At 35.8% G+C, this 18,261-nt stretch carries 23 protein-coding genes; 5 read left to right on the top strand and 18 right to left on the bottom strand.

Translation table 11 applies throughout. From position 1 onward, the window contains the following. Positions 1 to 15: 15 nt before the first annotated feature. The 4 genes from ftsL to panE form a co-directional block, all read right to left on the bottom strand. The gene (gene ftsL / locus ACUN28_RS09590; RefSeq protein WP_016086549.1) at positions 16 to 378 is read right to left on the bottom strand and encodes a cell division protein FtsL; all 363 of its coding nucleotides are present in this window, start codon (positions 376 to 378) and stop codon (positions 16 to 18) included. A 15-nt stretch (positions 379 to 393) separates the two neighbouring features. Further along, a complete protein-coding gene (gene rsmH / locus ACUN28_RS09585; RefSeq protein WP_016086548.1) occupies positions 394 to 1,326 on the bottom strand; it encodes a 16S rRNA (cytosine(1402)-N(4))-methyltransferase RsmH in 933 nt (310 codons plus the stop codon). A 370-nt stretch (positions 1,327 to 1,696) separates the two neighbouring features. Beyond that, complete coding sequence (bshC, locus tag ACUN28_RS09580; RefSeq protein ID WP_016086547.1) at positions 1,697 to 3,313, bottom strand: bacillithiol biosynthesis cysteine-adding enzyme BshC; 1,617 nt, start codon at positions 3,311 to 3,313, stop codon at positions 1,697 to 1,699. Positions 3,314 to 3,392: 79 nt separating this feature from the next. After that, the gene (panE, locus tag ACUN28_RS09575) at positions 3,393 to 4,283 is read right to left on the bottom strand and encodes a 2-dehydropantoate 2-reductase (protein WP_016086546.1); all 891 of its coding nucleotides are present in this window, start codon (positions 4,281 to 4,283) and stop codon (positions 3,393 to 3,395) included. A gap of 363 nt (positions 4,284 to 4,646) precedes the next feature. On the opposite strand from panE, the gene ACUN28_RS09570 reads away from it, so the two are divergent. Then, positions 4,647 to 5,120: an N-acetyltransferase gene (locus ACUN28_RS09570; protein WP_016086545.1), complete on the top strand. Its 474-nt coding sequence runs from the start codon at positions 4,647 to 4,649 to the stop codon at positions 5,118 to 5,120. Between the two features lie 35 nt (positions 5,121 to 5,155). Here ACUN28_RS09570 and ACUN28_RS09565 read toward each other — a convergent pair whose 3' ends face one another. The 3 genes from ACUN28_RS09565 to ACUN28_RS09555 form a co-directional block, all read right to left on the bottom strand. Further along, entirely contained in the window at positions 5,156 to 5,662 is a 507-nt protein-coding gene (locus ACUN28_RS09565) for an RsfA family transcriptional regulator (protein ID WP_016086544.1), read from the bottom strand. 130 nt (positions 5,663 to 5,792) lie between these two features. Beyond that, entirely contained in the window at positions 5,793 to 5,966 is a 174-nt protein-coding gene (gene rpmF, locus ACUN28_RS09560) for a 50S ribosomal protein L32 (RefSeq protein ID WP_001984764.1), read from the bottom strand. A gap of 61 nt (positions 5,967 to 6,027) precedes the next feature. Then, positions 6,028 to 6,528, bottom strand: a complete 501-nt coding sequence (locus ACUN28_RS09555; RefSeq protein WP_000872144.1) for a YceD family protein — start codon at positions 6,526 to 6,528, stop codon at positions 6,028 to 6,030. Positions 6,529 to 6,681: 153 nt separating this feature from the next. Between ACUN28_RS09555 and ACUN28_RS09550 the strand changes: the two genes are divergently transcribed. Then, complete coding sequence (locus tag ACUN28_RS09550; RefSeq protein ID WP_367888057.1) at positions 6,682 to 7,923, top strand: nucleotidyltransferase; 1,242 nt, start codon at positions 6,682 to 6,684, stop codon at positions 7,921 to 7,923. A 24-nt stretch (positions 7,924 to 7,947) separates the two neighbouring features. Here ACUN28_RS09550 and ACUN28_RS09545 read toward each other — a convergent pair whose 3' ends face one another. Continuing rightward, positions 7,948 to 8,973: a SepM family pheromone-processing serine protease gene (locus ACUN28_RS09545; RefSeq protein WP_016086542.1), complete on the bottom strand. Its 1,026-nt coding sequence runs from the start codon at positions 8,971 to 8,973 to the stop codon at positions 7,948 to 7,950. Beyond that, a complete protein-coding gene (locus ACUN28_RS09540) occupies positions 8,966 to 9,757 on the bottom strand; it encodes a patatin-like phospholipase family protein (protein ID WP_016086541.1) in 792 nt (263 codons plus the stop codon). Before ACUN28_RS09540 ends, ACUN28_RS09545 begins: the two co-directional genes overlap by 8 nt. 112 nt (positions 9,758 to 9,869) lie before the next feature. On the opposite strand from ACUN28_RS09540, the gene ylbJ reads away from it, so the two are divergent. Beyond that, the gene (gene ylbJ, locus ACUN28_RS09535; protein ID WP_016086540.1) at positions 9,870 to 11,099 is read left to right on the top strand and encodes a sporulation integral membrane protein YlbJ; all 1,230 of its coding nucleotides are present in this window, start codon (positions 9,870 to 9,872) and stop codon (positions 11,097 to 11,099) included. Here ylbJ and coaD read toward each other — a convergent pair. Further along, entirely contained in the window at positions 11,091 to 11,582 is a 492-nt protein-coding gene (coaD, locus tag ACUN28_RS09530; protein ID WP_016086539.1) for a pantetheine-phosphate adenylyltransferase, read from the bottom strand. The two genes, ylbJ and coaD, sit on opposite strands and share 9 nt — an antisense overlap. Continuing rightward, a complete protein-coding gene (gene rsmD / locus ACUN28_RS09525) occupies positions 11,579 to 12,145 on the bottom strand; it encodes a 16S rRNA (guanine(966)-N(2))-methyltransferase RsmD (protein WP_016086538.1) in 567 nt (188 codons plus the stop codon). The genes coaD and rsmD overlap by 4 nt, the downstream gene beginning before the upstream one ends. 600 nt (positions 12,146 to 12,745) lie before the next feature. Here rsmD and ACUN28_RS09520 point away from each other — a divergent pair. Continuing rightward, positions 12,746 to 13,135 carry a DUF7147 family protein gene (locus ACUN28_RS09520; protein ID WP_000616012.1) on the top strand — a complete coding sequence of 130 codons (390 nt, stop codon included), beginning with the start codon at positions 12,746 to 12,748 and terminating at the stop codon, positions 13,133 to 13,135. A 55-nt stretch (positions 13,136 to 13,190) separates the two neighbouring features. Here ACUN28_RS09520 and ACUN28_RS09515 read toward each other — a convergent pair whose 3' ends face one another. The 6 genes from ACUN28_RS09515 to ACUN28_RS09490 all read right to left on the bottom strand — a co-directional run bounded on the left by ACUN28_RS09515 (position 13,191) and on the right by ACUN28_RS09490 (position 16,726). Further along, positions 13,191 to 13,457 carry a YlbG family protein gene (locus ACUN28_RS09515; protein WP_002080814.1) on the bottom strand — a complete coding sequence of 89 codons (267 nt, stop codon included), beginning with the start codon at positions 13,455 to 13,457 and terminating at the stop codon, positions 13,191 to 13,193. A 126-nt stretch (positions 13,458 to 13,583) separates the two neighbouring features. Further along, entirely contained in the window at positions 13,584 to 14,033 is a 450-nt protein-coding gene (locus ACUN28_RS09510) for a YlbF family regulator (RefSeq protein ID WP_000634355.1), read from the bottom strand. A gap of 116 nt (positions 14,034 to 14,149) precedes the next feature. Then, positions 14,150 to 14,722, bottom strand: a complete 573-nt coding sequence (locus ACUN28_RS09505) for a histidine phosphatase family protein (protein ID WP_033657734.1) — start codon at positions 14,720 to 14,722, stop codon at positions 14,150 to 14,152. A gap of 82 nt (positions 14,723 to 14,804) precedes the next feature. Next, positions 14,805 to 15,050 (bottom strand): YlbE-like family protein, encoded by a 246-nt coding sequence (locus ACUN28_RS09500; protein ID WP_001200991.1) that lies wholly within the window; start codon positions 15,048 to 15,050, stop codon positions 14,805 to 14,807. Between the two features lie 12 nt (positions 15,051 to 15,062). Further along, on the bottom strand, positions 15,063 to 15,506 hold the full coding sequence (locus ACUN28_RS09495) for a YlbD family protein (protein ID WP_016086537.1): 444 nt from the start codon (positions 15,504 to 15,506) through the stop codon (positions 15,063 to 15,065). Positions 15,507 to 15,691: 185 nt separating this feature from the next. Next, entirely contained in the window at positions 15,692 to 16,726 is a 1,035-nt protein-coding gene (locus ACUN28_RS09490) for a CAP domain-containing protein (RefSeq protein WP_016086536.1), read from the bottom strand. 206 nt (positions 16,727 to 16,932) lie between these two features. Between ACUN28_RS09490 and ACUN28_RS09485 the strand changes: the two genes are divergently transcribed. Beyond that, entirely contained in the window at positions 16,933 to 17,298 is a 366-nt protein-coding gene (locus ACUN28_RS09485; RefSeq protein WP_016086535.1) for a YugN family protein, read from the top strand. Positions 17,299 to 17,334: 36 nt separating this feature from the next. On the opposite strand, the gene ctaG is transcribed toward ACUN28_RS09485, so the two are convergent. Beyond that, positions 17,335 to 18,240: a cytochrome c oxidase assembly factor CtaG gene (gene ctaG / locus ACUN28_RS09480; RefSeq protein WP_016086534.1), complete on the bottom strand. Its 906-nt coding sequence runs from the start codon at positions 18,238 to 18,240 to the stop codon at positions 17,335 to 17,337. Positions 18,241 to 18,261 lie beyond the last annotated feature (21 nt).

Raw genomic sequence — 18,261 nt, 5'->3', positions numbered from 1 at the left:
TTCACACCTATTGCCTTATTTGAGGCCCTTCACATTATTCGCATTAATTTCTAGGCCATGTTTTTTTGCAACTTCAGCGATTCGTTCATAGCGACTTAACTTCTCTACTTCAGCCTGTAACTCTTGATTTTCTTTTTGCTGCTGTACAATATTTTGTTCTATCGTCGCAGCTTCTACATTAACTTGGTAAAGGCCTGCTTTATTTCCAATAAACGCTACACAGGCATACAATAAAAAGCCAATAAATGCTACATACAACAGTTTTTCGATTCTTGTAATCTTCGCTTTAGCTTTTGGCTGAACCATCTGCTGTGGGGGTGTTTGAATCTGTATCTCCTCTTGCGCTTGTTGTTTGTACTTTACAGCTAAGTTACTCATACCTCTCTCCCCTTTTTATCGTTTTTCAGCGATTCTCAATTTCGCAGAACGCGCTCGATTATTTTCTTCTAACTCTATATCAGAAGGTAAAATCGGTTTTCTTGTAATAAGCTTTAATTTCGGCTTAAATTCATCAGGAATAATTGGTAATCCTGGTGGTAATTGTGGCGTTGTACTATTTCGCTTAAACGTCGTTTTACAAATACGGTCTTCTAAAGAATGGAATGTTATAACACTAACCCTTCCACCTGGCTTGACCATCTCAATTGCAGATTCCAACGCTTCTTCAAATACTTTCAACTCATCATTTACAGCAATACGGATTGCTTGGAACACTCGCTTCGCAGGATGCCCCCCTGTTCTACGAGCAGGAGCTGGAATACCCTCTTTAATTAGTTCTACTAATTCTCCTGTCGTTTCAATAGCTTTATTCTCACGATACGCTTCAATTTTTCTTGCTATTTGTTTTGAAAATTTCTCTTCACCATACTGGAAGAAAATTCTTACAAGCTGTTCATATGACCAGCTATTTACAACATCATATGCTGTTAATGGGGCATCTTGATCCATCCGCATATCTAACGGTGCATCATGATGATAACTAAAGCCACGCTCTGGTGTATCTAATTGTGGGGATGAGACACCTAAATCAAATAAAATACCATCTACTTCTGTTATACCTAATTCCTGTAATTTTTCAGATAAATAACGGAAATTACTCTTTACTGTTATGAACTGCTCACCGTATGAAGAGAATTTTTCTTTCGCATTTTGAATTGCTATCTCATCTTGATCAAATGCGATTAATTTTCCGCCGTCAGTTAGTTGGGATAATAAATAAGAACTATGTCCTCCTCCCCCCAGTGTACAATCTACATATGTACCACCTGGCTTTATATCTAAGCCGTCTACTGTTTCCTTCAAAAGCACTGTTACGTGTTTAAACATTGTTGCACCTACTCTTTTTCCAATTAATTATGTTGAATGCATCTCCTCCCCTAAACGCATATTTCACGATTAGAGAACGAAATACTATGAAAGAACGACTCATTTAACTTGCCTACAAAGGCAGCATACTATACAAATCGCTATTTTCTTTTATTATATACTAAATTTTATCATCTTTTGCGGGAATTTAAATAAAAAACTGTCGAAAAAGATAATAATACGTTTACATTTTGTGCTATTTTGTCATATATTTAAGTATCCTGCATAATTACGACATTCAGCGTTTTTTCAGATTGATAATTCAGAAAAATTTCACTTCACAGTAAATTCAACAGAATAAAAATAAAATCCTGCTCCTAAGAGCAAGATTCTATAGTTTTATAACATGATGTTTTCCGTCCCAAGAAAACGGGTTTTCCATTACACGATCAACGAAATCCAAACCGAACTGATTTAAATAGTAACATATATTCCACACACGCTCTTGCGGCGCTCCTAATGGACGAAGCGCAAATTGTATGCGACGGAACTTATTTAGCTGCACTTCATATTTTTTCTCAACATTTTTTTTCAACATTCTTTCCAACAGTTCCATTTGTTCATTAATTTTGAATTCATTTTTCCCTGCAAACGCACTTAATCCAGGATCTATTTTCTTTACAAACTGTTGTAATGACGTATGAATATCAATTATTTCTTTTTTCGCCTCTACAAATCGATCATCTATCGGTTCCTCTATTTGATTAGATAACCAGTTTTCACGCAAATTATCTACGTTATTAAAAAACGGATCACTAACTTGCAATTGTAAATCGTATAAATCTGTCGCTACATCCCTCTCTATATAAGTGATCGTAATACGCGGAACGACAGGCGGCATTTGGAAACCGATCGTATGGAAAACTTGTTGCAATTCACTCCAGTAAGCTAATTCCCCTGGTCCTCCAATAAACGCGAGCGTAGGAAATACATACTCTTGCATAAGAGGGCGCGTTACAACATTATTACTAAAGCGTTCCGGACTTCTTTCCATCTCTTCCATCAATTCCTCATATGAAAAGGAGTACGCCCCATCCTTTCCAACAAACTTCCCTTGATCGTCTTCAAGTAATATTCGCTCATTATCAATTTCCATGAATATATGTACTGCATTAGACTTTGTTTCAATAATCGGTTTATATCCTAATTCTTTAATTACTTCCTGTTGATTATGAAGCCCCTCTTGCACTTCTTTATATTTACCTATAAGTTGCTTGAAAAACGGCACTTCTAATCTTCTTAATTCAGGGTGATGCGAATCGACAAGAATTAAACCAGAATTAACGAACATTTTCATAATAAGATGGCCAAAGAAATCTACATACGTATTCGATTTCCCCAAAGAATCATCAATAAATTGCAGTACATCCTTTGTAAAATTCGTTTCAGGGTATGTTTTAAAAATTTCTTCAATCCACTTTCTACAGTCTTCCAAAGAAAGCTCGGACTCTGAAGCACTCGCCTTTTTCGGATTACGATCATGAAAAATAGTCTTTTTTATTTTTTTATTCTTCGTTACAAAAGTATGATTAATTTCATCCATATCATGGTCTTCACCAGCAATCCAGAAAACAGGAACAACTTTAACACCTAAACTTTCTTCCTTTTCCCTCGCAAGCTGTAAAACTGAAATGATTTTATGAATTGTATAAAGTGGTCCAGTTAATAACCCAGCTTGTTGTCCAGCTATAACAACATATGTATTTTCATCTCCAAGCGCTTTTACATTTTGAATCGTAGCTTCTCCCGCTTGTAATTTTGTATTATATTCTAATAAATGCGCTACTAAATCTTGGCGGAAAAACTCCCTCTCACGCAAATCATGTACACGCTGTTTAAAAGCATCTTCTGTTAACATATAGTCAAAACACGACTGTATCTCTTTTTTACCGTTCATATAGTCCGCTACAACACCTTGTTGCGGAACAGAGATTTCTTTTATCTCCATATAATTCTTCCTTTCGTATCCTGTTCTCTCACCAATCCACATTGTAGTCAATGTTTCACGTAAAAGCAAAGAATTACACTTATACTTTTACTTCTAATCCTTTTATTGCATCGAACAAAAATTGAAGTGTCGGAACGGATCGTTGCTGTTTCTTAGCTTCTTCTAATACATATCCAACAATCGCACCAATTTCCGTTTGTCTATTCGCTCTTACATCTGCCAGCATAGATGATGTATTATGCGACGTTCTTTCACATACGTGGCGTACCATTTTCCATACCATTTCTTTTTCTTCTTTAACAAGAAAAGCGACTTCCTGAAATACTTGCTCCATCAATCGATAAAAAAACGGGTTCGTAATCAACTCTCCGTTCTGGACTTGTAATAATGCTGTCAATGGATTGATACATACATTAACTACTAATTTTTTGTGCATGACATCCTTCCAATCATCTTCTATTTGAATCGGAAAATGAGGAAAAGGAAAGCAATTAAATATTTTTTCAAAATGTATAGACCGGCCGTGCACGATTCCAAACTTCGTCACACCTATCCCCGTATGATAGACGGTATGTCTTTCTTCTTTTTTTGCACCATGCTCTACAATCCCCACTGCAATATTTTCATTCCCTATTTTCTGCATAGCATGAAGGTGCGACATTCCGTTTTGCAAAAAGATTAATGAGGATTCCCCTCGCACAAAAGGTAGTATGTCAGTTATATGATATTGCTTAACAGCAATAAATATATAGTCTAGCTTCTGGTCTCGCATATTTTCTATTGGCAAAACAGACGGGAATACCGTTTCACGTTTTCCCTCCCTCATACAAGTTACACCCGTTACATTCAATTCCTCAGCCTGTTTAGCTGTCCTTGTAAACAACGTAACATCTTGCTTACTTTTTTGTAAATAAAATGCATACAATAGACCGATTGCTCCTGGTCCCACAACTCCGATTTTCATTTTCACACAAGGAACTCATATGAACAAGAAACATAAGTCCCTTTTCCCTCCCCTTTTTATCCCGCAAACGCCAGATTGGTGCGGAATAATAATTAATTAAAGGTGAACCAATCCCACCGATTAAAGTTTCACTTTATCTTCCTCAATTACATTAACACAGTCGACAATTTCATTACCAAATGCAGCCCCTTCTTTCAATATGTATATACTACCTATCAATGTGCTTCTACTCTTAGTTTAGCAAATCCTCAAAAAAATAATAAAAGAAATATACTATCTTCTTCATAAATATAAAAAAATGAGTTATAATATTATTATAAATATTTTTACTTTTCTGCATTCAACGAGACAAGAAAAGGATGTGATGTTATGGGATTCCCAAAAGTTGAGCGCTTGCTCATCAATTATAAAACATTAGACGAATTTAAAAAATTTAAAGGTTGCGGAGCTCAAGAACTATCCATGTTAGAAGAATTACAAGCAAACATTATTGAAAACGATAGTGAATCTCCATTTTACGGTATTTATTATGGCGGATCACTAATTGCACGTATGAGTCTATACATGAAAAGGAACGGCGGAGAACCATTCGAAATTACAGGTACTTACCTAGAACTCTATAAACTTGAAGTGTTACCAACATTCCAAAAACAAGGATTCGGAGAAATGCTTGTAAATTATGCGAAGGGGCTGCAGTTCCCAATTAAAACGATCGCACGTATCCATTCAGCTGGTTTTTGGGATAAATTAAATTTCCATCCTGTATCAGTACCTGATGGTGATTTTTATGTTTGGAACCCAGAAACAAATTTGAATACGGTTACAAACGAAGAGTCTGCATAAGAAATAAAAAAAACAGCTACATAGCAGCTGTTTTTTTATTTCTTTAACTTCTCCAATTTCCCATTCGAACGAGCGCTATTTCTTTCTGCTACCATTACACTTCTTTTTTGATCGATATAATCAAGCAATGTTCTATATTCTTCCTCATATACTGATAACCGCTCCAAAAGACTCTCTCTCTCTGTTTGTAACGATTCAATTTGCTGTTGCAACACCATTAAAGAATTTTCATCTTTATAATTTTGTAAGAAATCAATAACATCATTCAATGTAATTGACGTAGGCTCTAATACCTTTGTCTCTTTCACTTCATAATTTTCTACTTTACGTAGTTGCTTCGCTTCTTCAATACGTTCTTTGTATTGCTTTCTAACGTAAGAATTCCATCTAAAGCCACATGCTGCTGGTGTACGAGATAAATGTCTTCCCACTTCTTTAAAGGCAGATAATTGCGTTCCACCTTCTCGAATATGCCGGAGTACTACTTCTGCCAGAAGCAAATCTTCATCATCAGTCCAAGCATCTTGTCTTGTTGTCGCCATCTCTCTAGTCCTCCCTATGCATTTTTTATTAAGCATATGCAGTTACTAGAAAAGATAGAATACAACAAATAAAGAATAAGACAAAAAAAAATAAACGCAGAAGATATCTTCTACGTTTATTTTCCCGCAATTACTTGCTGATTACTTCTTTACCTTTGTAAGTACCGCATGCTTTACATACACGGTGAGCTAATTTCGCTTCACCACAGCTTGGGCACTCTACCATACCAGGTACTGATAATTTGAAATGCGTACGACGCTTTCTTTTTACTGTTTTAGAAGTTCTTCTAAAAGGTACAGCCATTCTTCCCACCTCCTTAAAAGAAATAGTTATTTTCATATGAAGGCCTGAACCAGTCTTCCGATTATTTGTCAAAAAACTTTGCAAGTCCTGCTAATCTTGGATCAACAGTCTTTTCTTTGTTTTCTTCCGAAATCACTTGCCAGTCTTGACCTTGCATCGGTGCTCCACCAGAAACATCATCACTGAAAATTTGCATTGGAATCTCCAAAAGTATATTTTCCTTGATTACGGGCAGTAAGTCAAGTACTTCTCCTTCTAAACAATGAATTTCAGCTTCAGTTTCAAATTCTTCTTGTGAAGTTTGGAACACCTCAGTTGTTTTAATGTCAAATGGTAATGTCACATCTACTAAAGAGCGAGAACATGGTAAAACCATGCTTCCAGTTATATGTAGATGGAACGTAAACTTACCGGAGCCAAAATCAACTCTTCCTGTTACATGAACAGGATTAATTTCACGAATATCTTTCTCGACCTCTTTTAGCTCACTTACATCTACCATCTCATCCAATGTCAATCCTTTATTTCTCAATTTATTCAATTGATGGATGGACCATTTCATATCATATCACCTCAAGGCAACAAACAAAATTATAGCTAGCCATTTTATATTTGTCAATGTTTTTTCTTTACACTATAATGAAGTCATCATAGTAAATATTATATAGAGTATCACGTTTTTCAAAAAGATGCTACATCGAAAGGAGAGATTACCATAAAAGCCAGTGGTATTGTTGTTGAATATAACCCTTTTCATAACGGTCATGATTATCATGTGCAACAAACAAAAAAGTTAACACACTCTGATATTACAATCGCTGTTATGAGTGGCCCTTTTTTACAGCGTGGTGAGCCGGCACTCATATCCAAATGGTATCGCACCAAAATGGCCTTATCATGCGGTGTAGACCTCGTTGTAGAGCTTCCATATGCCTTTTCAACACAAAAGGCTGAAACCTTTGCAAATGGCGCTATTTCTATTTTAAACGCCTTACACGTTTCTGAAATTTGTTTCGGTAGTGAAGATGGACAAATCGAAAATTTTTATAACACCATCTCTGTGCAAAAAAATGAAGAAGAGACTTTTAATCGTCTTGTAAAGCAATTTATGAACGCAGGTAATAGTTACGCAAAAGCTACATCTGAAGCTTTCCTACACATTTTACCTTCTGAAAAAAACATAGACATGTCACAACCAAATAATATTTTAGGTTTCCAATACATGAAAGCAATCCTCTCACAAAATAGTTCTATACAAGCACAAACGATAAAAAGATTCGCATCTCATTATCATGATGAAACATTTAACGACCAACATATTGCAAGCGCAACAAGTATTCGCAAACAACTTTTTAGCGAAAATAGTTCCTTTGCAGCAATTGAGCCTTTTATCCCAGAAGCGACTGCTTCTCTTTTAGCAAGTTACAAGCAAAACTACGGGATATTGCATAATTGGGAACAATACTTTTCATTTTTCAAATACAAACTCATGACGATGTCTCCAGAGAACTTACGACATATATATGAAATAGAAGAAGGTTTAGAGCATCGTATTTTATCAAAAATCCAAACCAGTTTCTCCTTCCATTCATTCATGGAAGCATTAAAAACGAAGCGTTATACGTGGACTAGATTACAAAGAGCTTGTACACATATTTTAACAAATACAACAAAAGAAGAAATACATAGCGCAAATATAGAGCAGCATGCACCGTATATTCGTCTACTAGGCATGTCACAAAAAGGACAAACTTACCTTTCAAAAAACAAGAAAAAAATAGAGCTTCCCATCCTTACCCATACAAAAACATTTGACCATCCTACTTTACATATAGAGCGAAAAGCCAATTCTGTATATTTCTCCATCATGCAAGAACCATTACGAACACAACTACTAAAACAAGATGCAACACATCATCCAATTCGTTATGATGAAACAACTGCAAAATTCCTATAAAAAACCTCTCTTTTTCAGAGAGGTTTATTTTTTCTCGCCCATTTTCTCCAAATACATTAATGCATCTTCCAGTGTATCAACTGGCACAACTTTCATTTTTGTTTTAATATCTTTCGCAGCCTCAAGCGCATCTTTATAATTCGATTTCTCCGCACCTTTTTCATTTGGTGCAAAGAACACTTCGGCACCAGCATCACTTGCAGCGACCACTTTTTGCTGAATACCACCAATCGGGCCAATTTCTCCCTTTTCATTAATCGTACCTGTTCCAGCTATTTCATGCCCTTTTGTTAAATCCTCTTCCACAAGTTGATTATATATTTCTAGTGTAAACATTAGGCCTGCCGATGGTCCGCCTATTTCATGAGAATCAATTTTCACTTTCGGATCTACCACTAAGTCTCTTTCCGTAACGATAGAAACACCTATACCTACACGCCCATTTCCATTCGGAATGGTCTTTACATTTAAATTTTCTTTTAACTGTTTTCCATTCCTCTTGTACTCAATATTTACTGTATCTCCTTCTTTTTTCCCTGTCATATATTCAATAAATTGCTCCGTTTTTTCGAATGATTTTCCGTCTACACCTATGATAACATCCCCAAGTTTAAGCTTTCCTTCTGACGGCATCCCTTTCGCTACACCGGCAACCAATACTCCTTTATTTTCAAAAGAAACAGTACGATTTGCACGTTTATAAGCATTATAGATTGCTGCATTTTGCGAATCTTTCATTGCATAATTTTGGCGAAATTGATATTCTTCATCACTCTCACCTCTTTGCAATATTTCTTCCGCTTTCGAAATATGTGTATACTTATTAAACTGCGCTGCTATTAAATTCACCACGTTTGCCGGCCCCATTGAAACCGTAACAAGCATAAAATCACCAGATTCTTTTGTCCCCCCCTCAACTTGAACGTAAGGCTCTAATTTGGCAGCCATTCCTGGTTTTGTTACATAATACGGTAAACGTACGTAAACAAGTAACATCGCCAATATAACCCCTATTAAAATTGCATATATAAACCGAAAACGCTTAAACATTATATTTCTCCTTCCACTGCTCAATTAATAAATAAATATTTGCAACATGTTTTTCCGCTTCTATCTCACCAACTCGAATAATGTCTTCAATGTTTGTAAAAGCACGTGAACTAAATTGTTCTACAGCTGGTCGCATCATTAAATCCGATGCAATTTGTCTATTCATCACAAGCTCATGTTGCATAATTTCAATACTCTGCATAATTACATCATAAATAGACGTAACCTCTCCATTTACTTTAATTGGGGATACATCAACAGCAATGACAATATCAGCACCTAACTCTTTCACAACCGATACTGGAATACGATCAATCACTCCGCCATCCACCAATAATCTTCCATCTATTTTCTCTGGTACAAACACTCCAGGTACAGATATGCTAGCTCTTACCGCCTCTGCAACAGGACCACTTGTAAAAACTACTTTTTCCCCCTTCAAGATGTCAGTAGCCACAACAGCCGTCGGGATATCTAACTCTTCTAAATTTTTATTATATGTAAACATTTTAATCATATCTTTGACACGTTTTCCAGCAATAAATCCCATTTTCGGAACCGTAAAATCTAAATAATATTTCCTCTTAAATACATTTGCCAGTTTATACAGTCTTTCAACGTTAGAGCTAGCTGCATAAAATGTACCTACTAACGCCCCCATACTACTTCCTGCAATCATATGAATCGGTATACCATTTTCCCTTAAAACTTTTATAACACCAATATGAGCAAACCCTTTTGCGCCCCCAGATCCAAGAGCTAAACCAATTTTCGGTTCTTTCATTTTTCTCACCCTTTAATTTTTTTCATTCCTTTTTCATACTTATGGTCTAAATTCACCACGTATCCACGTATACTGAAATGAACGTTTTTGGGACAAAGGGGGATTTACTTACATGTATGAAAAATGGAAAACGGCTTTCCTTACCATATCAACATTGTTTTTAACCTTTTCTCTTGTACTCCACCCCCAAGCTGCTTTGCAAGCTTCCATTCGTGGGTTAAATATATGGTGGGAAGTTGTATTCCCTTCACTTTTACCGTTTTTCATCATTGCGGAACTTCTAATTAGTATTGGTGTTGTAAAATTTATAGGCGTTATATTAGAACCACTCATGCGACCACTTTTTCGCGTCCCAGGGATAGGCGGATTTGTTTGGGCAATGGGAATGGCTTCAGGATTCCCTGCTGGCGCCAAATTAAGCGCTAGACTGCGTAAAAGTAATCAGCTAACACAAATCGAAGCAGAGCGCCTCGTATCTTTTACAAACTCATCTAATCCACTTTTTATTTTCGGAGCTGTTTCTATCGGTTTTTTCAATAATCCGAAATTAGGAATCGTATTAGCTGCTGCACATTATTTAAGTAACTTTGCCGTCGGGTTACTGATGCGTTTTTACGGCAATAACAACATTTCCATGAATGATAAACATACTACTAAAAAACGTCCTTTTCAAAACCCTTTTTCAATCCTACACGAGACACGCATGCAAGAAAAAAGACCAATAGGAAAATTACTTGGGGACGCTATCGTTTCTTCTATTCAAACGTTACTTATGATTGGTGGATTTATTATTTTATTCTCTGTTTTAAATAAAATGATTACTGTATTTCATATTACAGCAGCCCTTTCTTTTATTATGCAACATATTTTATCATTCTTCCAATTAACTACCGAATTTAGTATTCCGATATTATCAGGCATTTTTGAAATGACACTCGGAAGCCAAATGATTAGTCAAATAAATGAAACACCCCTCCTGCAGCAAGCTATGGTAACAAGCTTTATTTTAGCATTTAGCGGCCTTTCTATTCAGGCACAAGTTGCTAGCATATTAGCTGAAACAGACATCCGATTTAAGCCCTATTTTTTCGCACGAATTATCCAAAGTATTCTTGCACCTATCTTTACTTTTATATTTTGGAAACCATTTTATGAAAAAGTAAGCTCTTTTTCACCTATGCAAAAAGATATCCCCGTATTTTTATCGAATTCTTCTTCTACACTGCATGAGATTTGGACATCTTTTGTACACTATGGACCGATATTTACTTTATTTTGTTTATATGTATATGTTATCTTATTATTTTTTCGTAGCAACAAAGAAAAACCCCGTTCACTTTAACGGGGTTTGAAACTTTTCTTTTAAAGCACGTTCTACAACAGGAGGTACAAGATCTACTACGCTTCCTCCATATCTCGCAACTTCTTTCACAATGCTCGAGCTTAAAAATGAATATTGGTTGTTTGTCATAATAAAAAAGGTTTCAATGCTCTCATCTAATTTTCGATTCATAGAAGTAATTTGCATCTCATATTCAAAATCAGAAACCGCTCGTAACCCACGTAAAATCGCGTTTGCATTACGCATTTTCGCATACTCAACTAGTAGTCCACTATGTGAATCTACTTTTACATTCGGGATATCCTTTGTTGCTTCTCGAATTAAATCTAAGCGCTCTTCAACTGAAAAGAACGGTTTTTTTGACGAGTTGTTTAAAACTACTACGTATACCTCATCAAATACTTTTGCTCCCCTTTTAATAATATCCAGATGCCCAAGGGTAATTGGATCAAAACTTCCCGAAGAAATAGCTATACTAGTCATTCCGTCCCCTCACCTTCATACTTATAAATCGATATTGCTGTAATCCCATAATTTTCAGCTCTTACTTTTACAAGGCTCCCTATAGAATCAGGTAAAACCACATCATTACCATGCTCTGACATAATTAATCCATCTTTATGTAGCAATCCATGTTGATCCATCACACTAATTAAAGATACAATTTTTTGATCTTTATATGGAGGATCAATCAATATAAGATCGAATGATATTTCACGTTTTATAAGAGCCTTTACCGCACGTTCTGCATCATTTCGATATACTTCAGCTTGTTCCTGTATTCGACAACTTTCTAAATTTTGATGGATCACCTTTATTGCTTTATTATCTCGATCAACAAAAATTGCTTTATCAATCCCTCTACTTATAGCCTCGATTCCAAGACCACCACTACCACCAAATAAATCAAGAGCGATACCGCCATCAAAATAAGGGCCTATCATATTAAAAATTGATTCTTTTACTTTATCTGTCGTTGGACGTGTTGTATTACCTGGCACCGCTTTAAGTGGATGCCCTTTACATTTTCCTGAAACTACTCTCATCTGTTGTCACTACCTTTATTTCAATCTATCGAGCAAGTATAGAAAACCATTCTCCATTCGGTAACCGCTACCAAACTATACTATTCCATGAAGTTTCCCATTCATCTTTCAACTAACACTAAGAGAACTTTGGCTTAAAATAACCGCTCTGCATTTTTATGTATTCATCTCACCATTCGCTAACACGAACCCATTATGTATATTTGTCTCACTTTATCCCGCGTTAACGCCCGATTGGTGAAGGCTAATAATCAGCAGGGAATGCCCCACCGATTAAAGTTTCACTTTATCTTTTTTTATCCTATCATAAAATAAAAAAAAGAAAAATAAAAAGCCCAACATAAAATTTAATTTCATGATGTATATCTTCATTTAGATTGGACATAAATAATTATAACAACATCACCTTCGATGTTGTTGCCAACCGCGGAGAAGACTTACGTTTCCCCATAAGTTCTTCCTCCGGTTTCTCCTCTCCCTTTGCCTTCTTACTAGTACATGCTAGTATAAGAAGGGCCCTGCTTTGCAGGGTTTTTTTTCTTTGTCTACTTTTCATTTAAAAAGTGAGGTGGTACAGTAAAAGAAAGAGGAGGAAAAAATATGATTCAACGCTTTATAGAACTCGGAGAAGGCTACTCTGATTTATATGAATTACTTGAAATTGCCAAAGCAAATCAAGAACGTATAACACATATGTTACAATTTGAAACGATTAAAAATGAAAAAAAAGTGTGCTCACTTGTTGTAATATTAAAACCAACTACTACTGGTGATTTCCAACCATTATACATATGTCGTGAAGGCATTCCTGTACTTGAAAATAAAAAAAGTAAACGCGTCATTTTATTTGAAGAAACGGCAGAACAACTAGGAAGAAAAGTGACTACCTTTACGGTAAAACCATCCACAACTTTCCCAGAAAAAGAACTGTTTTTCAATCATTTAATTGGTATTTTACGAATGAATAATTTCATTCCTCCAATGAAATAAATTGTTATTTCAAGTGAAAAAATCCCCCGCTAAAATTAGCAGGGGATTTTTTCTATTAACTATAATCGTATTCTTTTGCCCGATCAGGACGTGAATTTTCAAATTCCGTTTTTAAATATGGGCGGTACGACTGTTCTATCTTCTTCACAAAAGGAAGTTTGTTCAACTTTTGCATCATATGCTCAATTTGTTCCATATCACAATATACTACTGCGTATTTTAAGCGTTTTGATATGTAATGTATGTTACCATATTTCCTTAAAATCTTGGCATGTTTCAATGAATGTAAATAAACAATCATACTTTGTCGTTGCCCGAACATAATCTTCTCCATCTTCTCCTTTTAAAAACATATATTTTATATTTTATGAAAACCAATCAGAAATTTATGACATTACAGGACAAACTCTGTATACGTTTTCTTCTATCTTCTAAAAAACGGGGTAAATTACCCCGTTTTACAGCCACAACCTCCGCCGGTACCACAACCGCCACCACAGCCACCAGCATCAAAAAATGGATTTCCTGTTGGAACTTTGATGGAAGAAGACACCTCAGAACCGATTGCTACACTAACTTCATCTAACAACTTTTGCAAAGCTGTTTCTACTCGTTTAAAAGCTGCAACCTTATCATGTAAGTCTACAGAACGCTTTAACTCCCTCATTTTCGTCGAAACGAAAGTATAATCAGGATGGTATTTACCGAAACGTTGCACTTCTTCATATCGTTCTTTCATCGCTGTAAATTGCTGAATTAACGTCTGAACTTCCATATCTTCATGCAATTCTTTATAACACTTACGATAGTCTTCTGCTATATCTGAACAGATAATCGCTTTTGCAAGCTGCTCTGCCTTATCTAATATCAATACGCTTTCCAGCGTCGCTACAATCATGAGAGACACCTCCGAGTATTCATCATACCACATTTAGAATAGAACTACTAATTGAAGTGTCTCACTAAACAGAAAGATATCACTCTAACTATTTTCCGTACAATCCCAGCACATACTTATACATTAATATGTTCGGCAATATTATATTTCAGAACATCCCATTTCCCACTATTTTCTTTCACATAACTAATACATGCATTCTTTAATGGTGTCTTAAACGAAATATCTTCCGGTGCAATTGCATGTAAAATTGCTTTTATCGCATGTGAATGAGCTACAATGATAATACGTTTGCCAGAATGAGTTTCTGCAACATCTTTTATAGCAGCAAAGCAACGAGTTACAATCTCTTCATCTTGCTCCATACCTTCTACTTTACCTTCTGCAATTAGCTCCCTAACAGTCGCAACCGGCTTCCCAGAAGCTTCGCCAAAATTACGTTCAACAAATCGCTCATCTAATAAAATCGATTGCAATCCTGCAGCTCCTGCAATTTCCTTAGCTGTTTCGTGCGCTCTAATTAATGGGCTACTTATAATTACATCCCATGCTTCCGCTTGCAAAGCAACTGCACTTTGACTTGCTTGCTTCTTTCCCACTTCATTAAGTGGAATATCTTCACGTCCCTGAATAATCTCTTGAAAATTCCAATCAGTTTGTCCATGTCGTACTAAACAAATTTCCGTCATGCTCATGCTGCAACTCCTTTTTAAATAATCCGCTTCTATTGTATCAAAAGTTCTGCATGACGGACATAGTTTTCCCTTCCAATTATGTTGTATTTTGCTGCTTCATATACTGAAACATATCGATCATAATGGAGGCAACTGCCAATTGGTTTTGAAATTTCTCAACTTTATCTGGTATCGTTTTTTTGAAATGCTGCATAGCCGCTAACTCAAATGCCTCTTTTTCTTCAGGGTTTCGCGTTAGTTTTCTATACCAGTACGGTTGCTCTCTAATGTAGCGAGATAAATCCTCATCAGCCTTTATAAACTCCATAATTTCTGCTCTCATCCTCTTTCCCCCCTAATCCTTCTGAAAGAAAAATGGATTATTTTCGGAAGTACTCTCTTCTTGCCGCGCGGGCTTCCCTTGAAATTGTTGAATAACTTGTTGCACACTACCAATAGCACTCGTCACATTGGCTAAATGGTGTTGCATTTGTTCTACATCTAGCTTTTTAAAGAAAGAAAGCATTTGTCCCATCACATCAGCAGTTTTTTCCTCTTCAGTTCGATTATCCTTTTCTTTTTCTTTTTTATTTTCTTTTACCGAAGAAAAAGCAGGCGCTCCATCTGGTCTAAAAGTTGCCCATATCGGATCTTCTTCACCAAGTAAGTACCATTCCTCATAAAACTGTTGCCAAGTTTTGTCACCACTTCTAACCTCATGGACCATTTTAGGGTGATGGTTTACAAACTCTTTAAACTGTTGAACCGATGGATGTAACGGTCCTTTTGTTGTTGGCATAATCCTCACCTCTTCATGTATATCTACTATATAGTAAGAAAAAAAAGGCGCATGGTTCGCCTATTTTTAGACGATTCATGCACCTTTTTATCCTGCTATTTGCATAGGGTAAGATTCCAACCTACAATTCAGTGGATACGGAGTAAATAACCGGGAGATGTACATCCCTCTACTTACACAAAACTTTATTTTCGAATAAAGTTTTGTGTATAAAATTTATCGTATACCCCAACACCTAATCCTGTAAATTGTTCATTTAATAAATTCTTTCTATGACCTTCACTATTTAACCAACCTTGCACCGCCGCAATTCCATCGCTATGTTGCGCAGCTATATTCTCACCAGCAAGTTGAAATCCTACTTTCCCACGCTGTAAACGATCTCCTAACGTACCTAAAGCAGGTGAATCGTGCGAAAAGTAATTATTATCCTTCATGTCTTTACTATGACCGATAGCCACATCTGCTGTTTGTTGATCCCATGCTAACAACGGTAACTTATGACGACTTCGAATAATATTTGTTAAATCAAAAATTTGTTGCATATTCCCATTCTCTATTTGTTTCAATTTATCTGGAGTCAATGGTTGTTCTGCTAGTAATTCACCTGAATAAACAAGCTGATATGGTCTTTGGCGTAATAACGTTTCGTCATCCATATAACGAACACCAACAAGCTCATGTGTAAAATGATCAAAATATAATTGTGCCCAGCCATCTTCTACAGGTATTAATGGTTGTTCCATTACTTCGGTATCAGATAACTCAAATTGATAACTATTCTTCCCTCTTTTTAACGAAATCTCATGAGAGAGTGGATTCTTTTTATAAACATCTTCATACTTTTCATTTATATAATAAGGCGGCACCTTAACTTGCTCACCAGCAACATACGCCGTTACAACTTTTCGTTCAGCAACCCCAAATTGAACATACTGAGCTAAATCTTGATTGTATACCCACCATTCATATCCGTAAGCAGATGGCTCTATTCGAGAAGGTTCTCCCCATTTTGCTAATAAATTTTCAGAGTCCCCACCAATCATATTTAAAACAGTATCGGAAGGGTCTTCATTTACTTGTTTTTTCTTTTTCACAATTTTATTTTCTTGTTTTGATTCAGATGGGGTTAATATATATTGTGAAACGAGTAATTTCCCGTATAAATCAACAGCTAAAATTAAAAATGTAATCATTACGATACGCAATAATTTCTTCAATCGATATACCTCCTGCATAAAACATAAAATTGAGATATACACAAATCCTTTTCTTTCCTTTTTTGTGTGTACCGTACTCTTTTCACTATATCATATTTTCGTAAAAAAAGTCTGGATTATCCCTTTTCTCTCAATACGAATTGCACTTTCTTATTATTCATACTATTATAAAAATAATGGTGTAACATTAAAAGAGGAGGTATTATATGCAATTTACAAATACGAAATTTAATGGGGCAGTCGTTGATTTAGCACTATTAACAGAGATTATGGAAAAGAACCATTTTGTACTTGCTGGACAGTGGGATTATGAACGGGTTACATACGATTATAAATTTGAAATATTAAACGATATTTATTATTTGCGTGTACAAGGTTTAGCTGTTGAAGGTGACATTGGTAGCAGACACGCTGAAATAAAGCTACTTACTCCCTTATTAGGTAAGCATTATTATCCTCACGGCGTTGAATACGGTGATGGTGAAACTTTCCCAACGAATGTACTTCAAAAAAGTGAACAACTCTTACAAAATATCGAAAAAGAGTTAAAAGAGTTCCAAATTATCGAGTAACCAAAAACGAGTGCATCATACTGATGCACTCGCTTTTTATTTCGTCTGCAAATAAGGCGGCAATTGTTGCAACTGCTCTTTATCCTTTTCACGCTCTCGACGCGCCCATCGAAAGAATACATACCCGATAATTGTACCATACACTATTTCCTGGACAATTTTCATAATGATGCCGCCTGTTTGTTGGTCTTGTACGACTGGCATCCAGTGTAAAAATTCTGGTCCAGTTATATTTAAATCTGATAAAGTTCCCGCTGGTACACATAGTTCCATCGCCTTCATCCAAGCAGCCGGATCTGTATACGTTGCAAATAACGGTGCAGTTGCAAAAATTATTAACGCACAAGCTGGCGTTAATAATATACCATTAGCAAACATATAACCAAGTTTCTTTATATCACTTAACGTTTGATATTCTGGTAATGGATTTAGCATCGGCCACCACATCATGATTGCCGTAAAGAACAATATAGCGAGACAAATAGGATGAGCAATTTGACTTTGTTTTACTGTATCAAAAACAACTGGTAAATGATAAAAAGAAAACAGGCCATTAAATACAAACAATGCAATAAGTGGCTTAGCAAATACCTTCAATATAATTTGAACGAACTTAAAAGAAGTAATATAACGATATAACCAAACTGGTATACCAAGTAACAATAACGGTGGAACTGCAATATACATGACTGCCATTTCAAACATATGTGCACTAAATATAATATGACCAATTAAATCAATAGGCCCTCCCTTTACAAAATACAAAAGAACAATCCCGGTCGTAAAATAAAAAATTTGCTTCTTACTTACCTTCGTCGCATGTTCAAATCGCATTCTATATGGCCCAATAATTAAAAAGTACCCAATAAGGATCGAAAGCATAAATAATAAAAAGATTGGACTCCATAGAGCTTGAAAACCAAATATCCACAAGTTACTCATTGTCACACCTACCTTCTTAAG

This window comes from Bacillus sp. WC2507, from assembly GCF_052656125.1.
The sequence above is the reverse complement of the archived record's forward strand: the minus strand, read 5'-3'. Positions and strand labels throughout refer to the sequence as shown.